11 protein-coding genes and 1 pseudogene are annotated in these 11872 nt (G+C 71.2%); 8 read left to right on the top strand and 4 right to left on the bottom strand.

The annotated features are described in order from the left end of the window. Nucleotides 1–143 precede the first annotated feature (143 nt). Nucleotides 144–1242, bottom strand: a pseudogene (locus C8E87_RS39355) (MerR family transcriptional regulator). A gap of 113 nt (nucleotides 1243–1355) precedes the next feature. Between C8E87_RS39355 and C8E87_RS47050 the strand changes: the two are divergent. Continuing rightward, on the top strand, nucleotides 1356–1706 hold the full coding sequence (locus tag C8E87_RS47050; RefSeq protein ID WP_133878435.1) for a ClpX C4-type zinc finger protein: 351 nt from the start codon (nucleotides 1356–1358) through the stop codon (nucleotides 1704–1706). A 177-nt stretch (nucleotides 1707–1883) separates the two neighbouring features. Next, entirely contained in the window at nucleotides 1884–2420 is a 537-nt protein-coding gene (locus C8E87_RS39365) for an ATP-binding cassette domain-containing protein (RefSeq protein WP_133878436.1), read from the top strand. A gap of 119 nt (nucleotides 2421–2539) precedes the next feature. Here C8E87_RS39365 and C8E87_RS39370 read toward each other — a convergent pair whose 3' ends face one another. Next, nucleotides 2540–3586, bottom strand: a complete 1047-nt coding sequence (locus C8E87_RS39370) for a GlxA family transcriptional regulator (protein WP_307870634.1) — start codon at nucleotides 3584–3586, stop codon at nucleotides 2540–2542. Nucleotides 3587–3606: 20 nt separating this feature from the next. Between C8E87_RS39370 and C8E87_RS39375 the strand changes: the two genes are divergently transcribed. Then, nucleotides 3607–4371 carry an NAD(P)H-dependent oxidoreductase gene (locus C8E87_RS39375; RefSeq protein ID WP_133878437.1) on the top strand — a complete coding sequence of 255 codons (765 nt, stop codon included), beginning with the start codon at nucleotides 3607–3609 and terminating at the stop codon, nucleotides 4369–4371. 46 nt (nucleotides 4372–4417) lie between these two features. Here the strand turns inward: C8E87_RS39375 and C8E87_RS39380 are convergent, their stop codons facing one another. Beyond that, the gene (locus C8E87_RS39380; RefSeq protein WP_133878438.1) at nucleotides 4418–5254 is read right to left on the bottom strand and encodes a helix-turn-helix transcriptional regulator; all 837 of its coding nucleotides are present in this window, start codon (nucleotides 5252–5254) and stop codon (nucleotides 4418–4420) included. Nucleotides 5255–5305: 51 nt separating this feature from the next. Here C8E87_RS39380 and C8E87_RS39385 point away from each other — a divergent pair, with 51 nt between their 5' ends. The 4 genes from C8E87_RS39385 to C8E87_RS39400 all read left to right on the top strand — a co-directional run bounded on the left by C8E87_RS39385 (nucleotide 5306) and on the right by C8E87_RS39400 (nucleotide 9878). Further along, nucleotides 5306–6286: an alpha/beta hydrolase family protein gene (locus C8E87_RS39385; protein ID WP_166661431.1), complete on the top strand. Its 981-nt coding sequence runs from the start codon at nucleotides 5306–5308 to the stop codon at nucleotides 6284–6286. Nucleotides 6287–6478: 192 nt separating this feature from the next. Next, nucleotides 6479–7006, top strand: a complete 528-nt coding sequence (locus tag C8E87_RS39390) for a PadR family transcriptional regulator (protein WP_133878439.1) — start codon at nucleotides 6479–6481, stop codon at nucleotides 7004–7006. Then, nucleotides 7003–7683, top strand: a complete 681-nt coding sequence (locus tag C8E87_RS39395; protein ID WP_133878440.1) for an ABC transporter ATP-binding protein — start codon at nucleotides 7003–7005, stop codon at nucleotides 7681–7683. The genes C8E87_RS39390 and C8E87_RS39395 overlap by 4 nt, the downstream gene beginning before the upstream one ends. Further along, nucleotides 7680–9878, top strand: coding sequence for an ABC transporter permease (locus C8E87_RS39400; protein WP_133878441.1), 2199 nt, complete (start codon nucleotides 7680–7682; stop codon nucleotides 9876–9878). The genes C8E87_RS39395 and C8E87_RS39400 overlap by 4 nt, the downstream gene beginning before the upstream one ends. Nucleotides 9879–9958: 80 nt before the next feature. Here the strand turns inward: C8E87_RS39400 and C8E87_RS39405 are convergent, their stop codons facing one another. Beyond that, complete coding sequence (locus C8E87_RS39405) at nucleotides 9959–10810, bottom strand: helix-turn-helix transcriptional regulator (protein WP_133878442.1); 852 nt, start codon at nucleotides 10808–10810, stop codon at nucleotides 9959–9961. A gap of 78 nt (nucleotides 10811–10888) precedes the next feature. Between C8E87_RS39405 and C8E87_RS39410 the strand changes: the two genes are divergently transcribed. Continuing rightward, nucleotides 10889–11866, top strand: coding sequence for an SDR family NAD(P)-dependent oxidoreductase (locus C8E87_RS39410; protein WP_239080060.1), 978 nt, complete (start codon nucleotides 10889–10891; stop codon nucleotides 11864–11866). The last annotated feature ends 6 nt before the right edge of the window (nucleotides 11867–11872 follow it).

Here is an 11872-nt window from a genome sequence, read left to right on the forward strand (position 1 = left end):
GTCACCGGCCCCTGAACTGCACGGCGAGCAGGGTCGCAGCGGCGGCCCCGCGGACGGACACCCCGCCGATCGTCACCTCGACCAGGTCGTGAACCACCGCGCGGGTTTCCCGGACTCGCCGGAACGACCATGGAATGCGCCCATCAGGCGATGAGCAGGCGGAGGCCCAGTTCCGCCGTGTCGAGGGCGAGGACGTCCCGGTTACGTTCGGCCCAGCGGCCGGAGGCGAGGTCGTCGCGCAAGGCGGCCACGGCCCGCTGCTCGGCCTCGGCGCCCACCCTGGTCCAGACCGAGACCGCCCGGCGTACGTGCTCGTCCAGGTAGGCGTCGGGCCGACGCCAGTACGCCTCGAAGAAGCCGTCGGCGCAGTCCCACGGGATGAGCACCGGCTCGGCGCGCCCACCGATCGCGCGCGTCATGTCGGCCAGGGCGGGCCAGCCGACCTCGAGTTCGGCGACCTCGGGCAGGTAGTCCCGGGTCAGCCAGAACCGCTCGCGCCAGCCGGCGGCATCGTAGGTGAACACCACGACCCGGCGGGCCACCCGGCGCATCTCCCGCAGCCCGGCGATCGGATCCGGCCAGTGGTGCACGGTGCTGACCGCCATGGCGGCGTCGAAGCTCTGGTCCTCGAACGGCAGGCTCTCCGCGGCGGCGGCCACGCACGGCGCCGCGCCCGGGGGGACGTTGGGCCCGCATCACCACGGACGGCTCGACCGCCGTGACGTCGCGGTCGTGCGGCTCGTACGATCCGGTGCCGGCCCCCACGTTGAGCACCGTCCGCGCGTCGCCCAGCGCCTCCCGGATACGCGCGGCGATGCGCGGTTCGGTCCGCCGCGTCGCGGGGTAGGCCGGCCCGATGACGTCGTACAACATCTTCAACTGCTCCTCCGGTGGTGTCGTGATCCCCTTGGCCCGGGCTTCCAGCTCGCGGTCGATGGCCCGCGCCATGGCCGCGGCGTCGTCGCGTTGCCGCACCAGCAGGCCGCGCAGCCGCCGCAGATGCTCGACGGCGTCGATGGACGGGTCGCCGACCAACTCGGCGATCTCGCGCAGCCCGAAACCGAGACGCCGGTACGCGAGCACTTCGCGCAGCCGTTCCACGTCGGCCGTGGCGTACGCCCGATACCCGGCCGCCGTTCGCCCGGACGGCCGCAGCAGGCCGATCTCGTCGTAGTGATGCAACGTGCGCACGGTGACGCCGGCAAGCTCGGCCACCCGCCCCACGCTCAGGTGCTCGTCCACGAGATCGACTATGGGCCCTGACGTCACGTGAGGCGCAAGGTCTTGTTTCCCCGTACGCGTCAGGGTTAGCCTGACGACGTCAGGGTGATCCTGACGCTACCGAGGAGGCGCTCATGACGGTTCATGCGCTCGAGATGCGTTGCTCGTTCTGCGGCAAGAAGCAGGAGGAGGTGGCCCAGCTCATCGCCGGCCCCGGCCCGGCCATCTGCGACGAATGTGTGCACCTCTGCAACGACGTGCTCGCGGGCAAGCGCCTCGAAGGGGTCCGCCTGTGGGACGACCAGTCGGACGAGGAGCTGATGGCCACCATGGTGCGGGTGGCGTCGCTGAAACACCACGTCGACCGGGCGGTGGGACGCATCGCGCGGCTGTTACGCAGCCGGGGCACGACCTGGACGGCCATCGGCGAGGCACTGGGCATCACCAAGCAGTCCGCCTGGGAACGCTTCTCCGGCGAGGACTGAACCGCGCGCGACGGCCCGGCCGGGCGTCCCCGGCCAGTGATGAGGATCTTTCGGCAGCCGATGGACAGCAACCGATAAAGCCTACTAGTTTTATCGGTGTTGTGGGTCGACACGGGGCGGGGATACGACGCCCCCGGGACCTCGTCGGCAGGGAAAGGACGTACGGAGATGTTGCGGGTGGAGATACGCGCCGCCGGCGTGCACGTGACCCTCGAACCGGGCACCCTCACAGTGGTCACCGGCGAGGACGCCACAACCCTGCTCGACCTCGCCACGGGCCTCGCCCCCACCGACGGCGTGGTGAAATTCAACGGCACCGACGTACGCCTCCTCACCGGCGACGAAGTCCCGTCAAGCGTGGCCGTCGTGACGTCCAACCCGTTCCTGATCGCCGGTTCGGTCCGCGACAACATCTGCCTCGGCGCCGCCCCCACCGAAGAGGAAGTGCGGCGCGCGCTGTGGCTGGCGGCGATCGACGGGCCGGCCCCGGACCGCCGCCAGATCGGCCTGGCCCGCGCACTTCTCCGCCTCCCCGCCCTGCTGATCCTCGACCGGGCCACCGACGACCTCGCTCCCGATGTCGAGGCCCGCATCCTGCGGAGGCTGGCCGGGACGGCGCTCACCGTGCTCGCGACGGCGCATCGAGAGTCAGCGCTGGCCCGGGCCGACCAGGTCATCACCCTCGGGACCCGCCCCGCCTACGCCACGGCCTGACAAGGCCCATCCCGTAGCCGATCGGCTTGAGGTCACCCTCGGGACTGCGATGGGACAATCGGCTGCTGTCATGACCTCGTACCCGAATACGTGAACGGTGCTTAGCACTCGGTCCGTGTTCAGCGAGCTGGCCGGTCGCGTCCGCGGAATGTGGTGCGGTATGCGCTGGGTGAGACGCCGAGCTCGGCTTGGAGGTGCAGCCGCATCGACCCAGCGGTTCCGAACCCGGCGGTGACGGCGATCTCCTCGATGGAAAGGTCGGTACGCTCGAGGAGACCGCGGGCGCGTTCGACGCGTTGCTGGATGAGCCAACGACCGGGTGACGTGCCGATTTCGTCGCGGAAGCGCCGGGTGAAGGTCCGCGTGCTTGTTGATTCCCGAGCCGCCAGTTCTCGCAATGTGACGGGTCGGTGCAGATTCGCGAGCGCCCATTCGCGGGCCCGGCCGGTCGAGGATATGCCAGGCGTGGGAATCGGCCGATTGAGATACTGCGCCTGCCCGCCCTCGCGGTGCGGCGGGACAACAGTGCCGCGGGCAACTTCATTCGCCACCGCGGCGCCGTGGTCGGTGCGAATCATGTGCAGGCAGAGGTCGATGCCTGCCGCGGCGCCGGCCGAGGTGAGAACACCGTCGTCATCGGTGTAGAGGACGTCAAGGTCGAATGTCACGTCCGCGAAACGCTCCCGGGCCCGCGCGGACGAGCGCCAATGCGTGGTCGCACGCCTGCCGGCGAGCAGCCCCGCCGCGGCCAGTACGAACGATCCGGTGCAGATCGAGGCGATTCGGGTCCCGGGGCGGATCCGCGTCAGCGCGGCGGTGAGCGACGGCCCGAGATAATCGGTGCCGGGTTCGCGGTCGACGTCCGATCCGGGGACGACGACGGTGTCGGCTTCGGCCAGGGCCTCGGGGCCGTGAGTGACGGACAGCGTGAAATCGGCGTCGGTGCGAATGTCGCCGGGTACGGGAGCACAGGTCACGACCTCGTAGAGCGCGGCGCCGGCAGCCGTGCGGGCCTGGCCGAACAGTCGATGGACGATGCTGAGCTCGAAGGGCAGCACCCCGTCGCGGGCCAGGACGGCCACCCGGTGGCGGCCATCACCAGCGAAAACAGCCATGGCCCGATCTTCGCACATGTTGGCCATCGGGCCAGTCGTCACGGCGCTCACGGTCTTCCATGATCAATCGCATGAACGTTCTTTGGATCCTGGCCCACCCCGAACCTCGCTCACTGAACGGTTTCCTCGCGGCGGAGGGTCAGCGCGCACTCCGCGCCGCAGGCCACGAGGTCGAGGTGTCGGACCTGTACACGATGGACTGGAACCCCGTGGTCGACGCCGCGAGCTACGCCCACGACCCGGCGAAGCGATTTCAGGTCGCGCAGGCCGCGAAAAAGGCTCACGAAAGCGATGTGCTGGCTGCGGACATCCGGGCCGAGCAGCAGAAGATCAACCGGGCGGACACCATCGTCGTGCAGTTCCCGATGTGGTGGTTCGGGATGCCTGCCATCCTCAAGGGCTGGTTCGACCGGGTCTGGCATTTGGGCTATGCGTACGGCAAACGCGGCCCACACGGTGAGTGGATCGGCTACGGAGACGGATTTCTTGCGGGAAAGCGCGCATTGGCCGTGGTGACGATGGGCGGGCCGGCGTGGTTGTACGGCGAACGTGGTATCCACGGCAGCGTCGACGAACTGCTGTTCCCGCTGCAGCACGGCATGCTGTTCTACGCGGGTGCGGAGGTCCTTCCCCCCGTGTTGATCTGCGGCGCGGACCGGTTCACGCCCGAGGAAGGCGAGACCGCCTTCAAGGAACTGCGCGAGCGTCTACTCGCGATTCCCGGAGCCGAACCAATTCCGTACCGGACGCAGAACAGCGGCGACTACGACGAGAAATTGGTGCTGCGGCCGGATGTGGCGCCAGGCATGACCGGGTTGGGAGTGCACCTGACCTGACGCCGAGTCCAGCGCCGGCTCCCGCAACAGCGGTCGTAGCGGGCCGTCAACGATGCGGGTCCGGCTGCCGCTCGACGGTTCCGGTGACGGTGTGGCTGGCCAGCAGGGCCAACGCGTCGGCGTCCGGGCTGCCAGGCTCGGCGTGATAGACGGTCAAGGTCTGGCCGCTGCCGTCCTCGAGGCGGAACGTCTCGTAGTCGACTGCGAACTCGCCCACAACCGGGTGCCGGAACAGTTTGCGCCCGGTTGATTTGGCCCGTACGTCGTGACGCGCCCACAAGCGGGCGAAGTCGGGGCTCTTGAGGGTCAGCTCGCCGACGAGCGAGGCCAGCCGCGCGCTGTCGGGGTCGGCGTCGGCGCGCAACCAGGCCACCGCCGTACGGGCCGATTGTTCCCACTCGGGGAACAGCGCGCGTTCCTCGGCGTCGAGGAAGAACAGGCGCAGCAGGTTGCGGTCACGCGCCAGCCCCGGGTGGATCGCGCCGGCCAGGCGGTTGTACGCGAGCACGTCGCCGTACCGGTTCTGCACGAGGGCTGGGGTGTCCCGCCACAACTCGAGCAGCCTGCGCATTCCCGCCGAGACCTGCGCGGTGTCGCTCGGTTGTTCGCGCGGGCCGGCCATCCGCCGCAGATGGGCCAGCCCGTCGCCGTCGAGGCCGAACACCCGGCCCAGCGCGCCCAGCACCTCGTCCGACGGGTTACGCTCGCGCCCCTGCTCCAGGCGTACGTAGTAATCCGTGCTCATGCCCGCGAGCACGGCCACCTCGTCACGGCGCAACCCCGGCACCCGCCGCCGCCCGCCCGCCGGCATGCCCACGTGCTCCGGCCGCGTCGCCGCCCGCCGGGCCCGCAGGAAGTCACCGAGTGCGTTGCTGCTGGTCATGACACCCATGGTAGGAACGCGCGCCGCGAGCAACGTAGGAGTGCGACTCCTATGAAGAACCTTGCCTCGGTGAACCCGCTCGTCCCCGGCAGCGTGGACGGCATGAACAACCTGGTGCAACAGATGGCCGACGGTTTCGGCGCCCTGCACGAACGCTCCCCGATCCTGCACACCCCCGACGAGGCCGGCCTCGACTACGAGAACGTCACGTTCCCGGCGACCGACGGCGTGCCGCTCGAAGGCTGGTTCATCCCGTCGCCCGGCGCACGGCGCGTCGTGATCGCGAACCATCCACTCGGCTTCACCCGGGCCGGCCTGCCCTCACACCTGGAGCCGTGGCGGTCCCGCTGGGCCTCCACCGGCAACGACGTCGAGGTCGACTTCATCCCCGACTACAAGATCCTGCATGATGCCGGCTACCACGTGCTCGCGTACGACATGCGCAATTTCGGCCACAGCGGCGCCGCCAACGGTGGCGTGATCTCGGCCCGCTACAACGCCCGCGACGTGCTGGGTTCGCTCGCGTACTCGCGCTCCCGGCCCGACCTGAGCGGCGCCGCGATCGGCCTGTTCAGCCGCTGCATGGGCGCCAACGCCACCTTCACCGCGATGGCTCAGCAGCCCACGGCGTTCGACGGCGTGCGCTGCATGGTCGCACCCCAGCCGCTGTCGGTGCGGGTCACCCTCGAACGCACCCTGGAACTGCTGGGCGCCGACGCCGCCGAGCACATCGAGGACCTGGGCGAACTGCTCCGCCGCCGCACCAGCCTGCGCCTGGACGACGACAACCCCGTCGACACGGCGAAGTCGGTCACCGTCCCCACCCTGCTCTACCAGGTCCGCGACGACATCCTGACCCGCCCGAGCGACGTGCAGGCGATGTACGACAACATCCCGCTCGCCGACAAGGACCTGTTCTGGATCGAGGGCTCGACGCGCCGCTGGGACGGCTACCTCCAGTTCGCCAAGGACCCGAGCCGCATGCTGGCCTGGTTCGACCGCCACATGCCCGTCAGCCCGCCCGCTCCCTGACCACGCCACGCAACGCGCTCGTTCGAGGTCGGTGGGAGCGGTGATCGAGAGCCTGTCCGGACTGGCCTGGGCGGGCAGCGAAGCCATCCGCTACGCCCGGGGGACCGGGGCGGGAGCGACCCGCTGGTGCTGACGATGAAGATGCAGGACGGGTCTACTCCGAGCGTATACTCTCGGCGTATAGTGATGCGCATGACAGTTCCGCTCACCCTTCTCGGGCTTCTCGAACGCGAACCGCGCCACGGCTACGACCTCAAACGTGACTACGACGCGTTCTTCGGCCGCGACAAACCCCTCTCGTTCGGCCAGGTGTACTCGACGCTGAGCCGGCTCGCGCGCGACGGCAAGGTCGTCATCAGCGACCCCGAGGCGGGCGCCGGCCCCGACCGCAAGCGTTACGTGATCACCGATCGCGGCGCCACCGAGGTCGGGGCCTGGCTGACCGAGCCGGTCGCGCCCGAGCCGCACCTGCAGACGGTGCTGTTCGCCAAGGTCACGCTGGCGCTGCTGCTCGACCGCCCGGCCGAGCAGTACCTGGACACCCAGCGCGCCGCCCACATGCAGCGCATGCGCGAGCTGACCCAGGTCAAGCGCTCCGGCAGCCTGGTCGACTCGTTGCTGGCCGACCACGCCCTGTTCCACATCGAGGCCGACCTGCGCTGGATCGACCTCACCGCGGCCCGGCTCGACGCGCTCGCCCGAGAGGTCAGAAACCGATGACTCTGTTGCAGGCCCACGACGTGCACCTCTCGTTCGGCGCCACGCCCGCCCTGCGCGGGGCCGAGATCTCCGTACGGGAGGGCGAGATCCTGGCCGTGATGGGCCCCAGCGGCTCCGGCAAGTCCACGCTGCTGCACTGTTTGGCCGGCATCCTCGTGCCGGAGCGGGGCGAGGTCGTGTTCGCCGGCCGGCGCGTCGACCGGATGGGCGAGCACGAACGCAGCAGTCTGCGCCGTGACACGTTCGGGTTCGTGTTCCAGTTCGGACAGCTGGTTCCCGAGCTGAACGCCGAGGAGAACGTCGCCCTCCCCCTGTTGCTTGCGGGCGTACGCCGTACGAAGGCGCTCGCTGAGGCACGGACCTGGCTGGACAGGCTCGGCCTGGACGGCCTGCGGCTGAGGACGTCGGGTGAGTTGTCCGGCGGTCAGGCCCAGCGGGTCGCCCTGGCCCGTGGTCTGGTCGCCCGGCCCCGTGTGCTGTTCGCCGACGAGCCGACCGGCGCGCTCGACTCTCTCACCGGCGAACAGGTGATGGATCTGCTGGTGAGCTCGGCACGCGACGAGGGCACGACCGTCGTGCTCGTCACCCATGAGCCGCGCGTGGCGGCGTACGCGGATCGGGAAGTTGTCGTGCGTGACGGCAAAGTCCTGGCCCTCGCCCCGGAGCCGATCGCATGATCCGCTTCGGGCTGCGTCTCACGGTGGCGGGAGGCCGTGAGGCGCTGGTACGGCTCGCGGTGGTCGCCGTGGCGCTGGCGCTCGGGGTCGGCATGCTGCTGACCGCGCTGACCGGGCTCGGCGGCGTCACCGCGCAGGCCGACCGGTACGCGTGGCTGAACTCGGCCAACGAGCCCGGCGCCGAGCAGGGCCCGGACCCGTTGTGGTGGCACCTGCGCACGGACATCGTCGGCGACGAGGTCGCGGCCCGGATCGACCTGGCCGCCTCCGGCCCGCGGTCCCCGATCCCGCCGGGCCTGGACAGGTTGCCGGCCCCGGGTGAGTTCTTCGCCTCGCCGGCGCTCGCCGAGCGGCTGGCCGTCACGCCCACCGACCAGCTCGGCGACCGCTACCCCGCCCGGATGGCCGGCACCATCGGCGACGCCGCGCTGCCCGCGCCCGACTCGCTGATCGCGGTGGCCGGTTACTCCCCCGCCGAGCTGTCCCAGCGATCCGAGGCGTCACGGGTCGGCAGGATCGCCGACACGCCTCCCGACCGCTGCCGGAACTGGTGCTTCACCGGCGTCAACACGGCCGGTGTCAGGCTGATCCTCGCGGTGGTGTCCGCGGCGCTCATCTTCCCGCTGTTCATCCTGATCGCGACGACGACCAGGCTGTCGGCGACCAGGCGGGAACAACGGTTCGCGGCCATGCGCCTGGCCGGTGGCACGCCGCGGCAGATCGCCCTGCTCGCCGCGGTCGAGGCCGCCGTGTCGGCGATCGCGGGCACAGCCGGCGGGTTCGCGGTCTTCTTCGCCGCACGGGGCACGGTGGCTGGTGTCCCGTTCACCGGCGCGCCGATGTTCCCCTCCGACCTGGCCCTGACCGCGCCGATCGCGCTCGGGGTGGTGCTGGGTGTGCCCGCGCTGGCCGTCGTGGCCGCGCTGGTGTCCCTGCGGCGGGTGCGGATCTCGCCGCTGGGCGTGACCCGTCAGGCACGGCCGCGCCCGCCCCGCGCGTGGCGGACAGTCCCGCTCCTCCTCGGACTCGGCGAGCTGGCCTACTTCATCGGGCGGCGCCCACCGACCACGAACGAGCAGGTCACCGCGTACCTGTCGGGGATTTTTCTGACGATGACCGGGCTGCTGATCGCCGGCCCGTGGCTCACGATGACCGCCGCGCGTCTGGTCGCCCGCAGGGCCGGTGGCACCGCGTCGCTGATCGCCGCCCGCCGCTTGGCCGCCAACCCGAAGGCCGGGTTCCGCGCGGTCAGCGGCCTGGTCATCGCGTTGTTCGTGACGACGGTCGCGATCGGCATCATGGGCACGATCTCGGCCGGCCGGGGTCCCGGCGCGTCGGCCGCCGACCGGTCGAGGCTCATCACCATGATCCGCGGTGATTCCACCGACCCGGTTCCGGCGGCACTGCAGGGCACTTCCGGCGTACGGGAAATCGCCGTGACCCGCAAGCCGCCGGAGTCGATGCCCATCCCCCGCGACGAGATCGGCAGCTGGGGTTTCCCGTCCTCGCTGGCCACCTGCGCGGACCTCGCCATGCTCTCGAACGGGCGCTGCGCGCCGGGGGCCGAGGTGGCCTGGACGTGGCACGACCTGCAGGGCCCGGACGGCTGGGCCGGCACGTGGCCCACCGCCGACATCCCCGCCGCGGCCCTGCGCTCGTTGCCGGCGGACGCGTTCGTCACGCTCACCGACGGCACGTCGGACGCGCGGGCCAGGGCCCGTACAGTGATCGAAAAAGCCCTGCCGGCCGCGAGGCCGCCGTACACCGAGGGTGAAGGCCGCACCGAGAACGACCGCGTCTTCGACGGCTGGACACGACTGGCCGACGTGGTGGTGCTGGCCGGCCTGGCCATCGCCGGATGCAGCCTGGCCGTCAGCGTGGCGGGCGGGCTGAGCGAACGCAAGCGCCCGTTCAGCATGCTGCGCCTGACGGGGGTGCCGCTGTCCACTTTGCGCCGGGTCGTGGCCCTGGAGAGCGTAACCCCGTTGCTGGCCGCCTCGGCTGTCGCCTTGGGCGCGGGGCTGCTGGCGGCACACCTGTTCCTGCGGGCCCAGCTGGACACGTCGCTACGGCTGCCGGGATTCGGGTTCTACGCCGTCGTGCTGACGGGGCTCGCCGCGCCGCTGGGCGTGATCAGCCTGACGTTGCCCCTGTTGCGTCAGATCACCGGTCCGGAGGTGGCCCGCAACGAGTGACCCGGGCCGGTTCGGTGGCGCCCGCTTCCCCGCGCAGGCCGAGCCCGGCTCTCACTCAGGGCGTGCACGGCCCGGCCGCTTCAACCAGCGGTCAGCGACTGGGTGCCGAGGACGACGGCCAGGGCGAGCCGGTCGGCGTCCTCGGTGCCCGGCTCGGCCGTGTAGACCATGATGCGCAGGTCGTCGAGGGCCACGACCAGCGTGTCGCAGTCGAGCGTGATGCGGCCCACCGCCGGATGGTCGATGATCTTGCGTTTCGACGTGTCCCCCGGTGCGGGTGGCGGGGTGTCGCTGTCCCACAGCTCGGCGAAACGCGGGCCGGCCTCGGCGAGGTCGCCCACCAGCTTGCGCAGCGCCCGGTCGGCCGGGTACCGCGACGCGGTCAGCCGCAGATCGGCCACCAGCCGGGCCACGTGCTCGGCCTGCTCCTGCGGCGTGTGCACCACCCGGGAGGCCGGGCCGAGCAGGTTACGCCAGATCGCGTTGCGCTCGATGCCGCGCCACGACGTGGTCTCACCCATCAGCGCGTCGTACGGCGCGTTGGCGAGCACCAGCGTCCAGGTGGCGTCGTACACGACCACCGGGGTGTGCCCGAGCCGGTCGAGCAGCCGCTGCACACTCGGGGTGACCCGGGACTGCACCACGCCGAGTCCCGGGGCGGCGTGGCCGGCGAGCTGATGGAGCAGGTCCCGCTCGGCGTCCGGGAGCCGCAGCGCGCGGGCCAGCGCCTCCACCACCTGGGCCGAGGGCGCCGTCGCGCGGCCCTGCTCAAGGCGGGTGAGGTAGTCGGCCGAGATGCCGGCCAGCGCCGCCAGCTCCTCGCGGCGCAGCCCGGTGGCCCGGCGGCGGCGACCCGTCGGCACGCCCACGGCCTCGGGTGTCACACGGTCACGCCAGCGGCGCAGCATCCGGCCGAACTCCCACGACTCCATACCGTCGAGTCTGCGCGCCCGGCCCGCGGTTGTCCTGGCCCTGGCAGTCCTACGCAAGCTGCCGGTTCCGTTGTTGTCGTGGCCCTGACAGTCCTACGAAAACCGGACGGCTGCCTGCCCGGCCCGGCGAGCAGCAGGCTGGTCGGCATGACAACCGTTCTGATCACCGGCCCGACCCGCGGTCTGGGCCGGGCCACGACACTGGCCATGGCGGGCCGCCCGCAGGCCGAACGCCCCGATCTGCTGCTGGTCGGACGCCCCGGTCACGCGCTCACCGACGTCGCGAACGAGGCCCGTACGCTCGGCGCAACCGTCCACGAGATCGGCGCCGACCTGTCCCGGCTCGCCGACGTGCGGGCCGCGGCCACGACCGTACGGGAAATGCTCGATGCCGGGGTGGTGCGGCCGCTCCGGGCGCTGATCGCCAACGCGGGCGCCATGACCGCCGACACGCGCAAGGCGTCGGCCGACGGGTACGAGATGACGTTCGCGGTGAACCACCTCGCGCACGCCCAGCTGATCGGCGACCTGGTGGATGTGCTGGACACGCCCGCGCGGATCGTGCTGCTCGGGTCGAACACCTACCACGCCAACTTCTGGCGGCGCCTGCTGCACGTGCCCGCCGCTGAGTGGACCGACCCCATCGACATCGCGCGCCCGGCCCCGGGTTCGGCCGGCGTGGCCTACTCCAACGCCAAGCTCGCCGTCCTCTACTACGCCCACGAGCTGCAACGACACGTCGGCCCCGGCATCAACGTCTCGGTCTTCGAACCCGGCTGGATGCCCGGCACCGCGCTGGGCCGCGACACCCCCGCCGCCGTCCAGGCCATCGGCCGCGCGATCGCCCGCATCCCCGGCGTCGCCACCCCCGAGACCTCCGGCCCGCAGCTGGCCTCGATGGCGCTGGACCCCCGGTGGGCCGGCCTGCGCGACGGCGCCTTCGTCGTCCGCGACCGCCTGACCCAGGTCGAGCCGGTCGCCGTCGACCCCGAACGCGAGCGCCGCCTGTGGGCCGCCACCACCGAACTCCTGCAAAGGCGATCGATGAAATACTGAGACGGT

This window comes from Paractinoplanes brasiliensis, from assembly GCF_004362215.1.
Classification (GTDB): Bacteria; Actinomycetota; Actinomycetes; order Mycobacteriales; family Micromonosporaceae; genus Actinoplanes; species Actinoplanes brasiliensis.

Excerpts from the sequence above, each read along its gene's own strand:
- C8E87_RS47050 (WP_133878435.1), top strand. The coding sequence starts at position 1,356 with ATGACGGTTCATGCGCTCGAGATGCGTTGCTCGTTCTGCGGCAAGAAG.
- C8E87_RS39375 (WP_133878437.1), top strand. The coding sequence starts at position 3,607 with ATGAACGTTCTTTGGATCCTGGCCCACCCCGAACCTCGCTCACTGAAC.
- C8E87_RS39380 (WP_133878438.1), bottom strand. The coding sequence starts at position 5,254 with ATGACCAGCAGCAACGCACTCGGTGACTTCCTGCGGGCCCGGCGGGCG.
- C8E87_RS39385 (WP_166661431.1), top strand. The coding sequence starts at position 5,306 with ATGAAGAACCTTGCCTCGGTGAACCCGCTCGTCCCCGGCAGCGTGGAC.
- C8E87_RS39390 (WP_133878439.1), top strand. The coding sequence starts at position 6,479 with ATGACAGTTCCGCTCACCCTTCTCGGGCTTCTCGAACGCGAACCGCGC.
- C8E87_RS39395 (WP_133878440.1), top strand. The coding sequence starts at position 7,003 with ATGACTCTGTTGCAGGCCCACGACGTGCACCTCTCGTTCGGCGCCACG.
- C8E87_RS39400 (WP_133878441.1), top strand. The coding sequence starts at position 7,680 with ATGATCCGCTTCGGGCTGCGTCTCACGGTGGCGGGAGGCCGTGAGGCG.
- C8E87_RS39405 (WP_133878442.1), bottom strand. The coding sequence starts at position 10,810 with ATGGAGTCGTGGGAGTTCGGCCGGATGCTGCGCCGCTGGCGTGACCGT.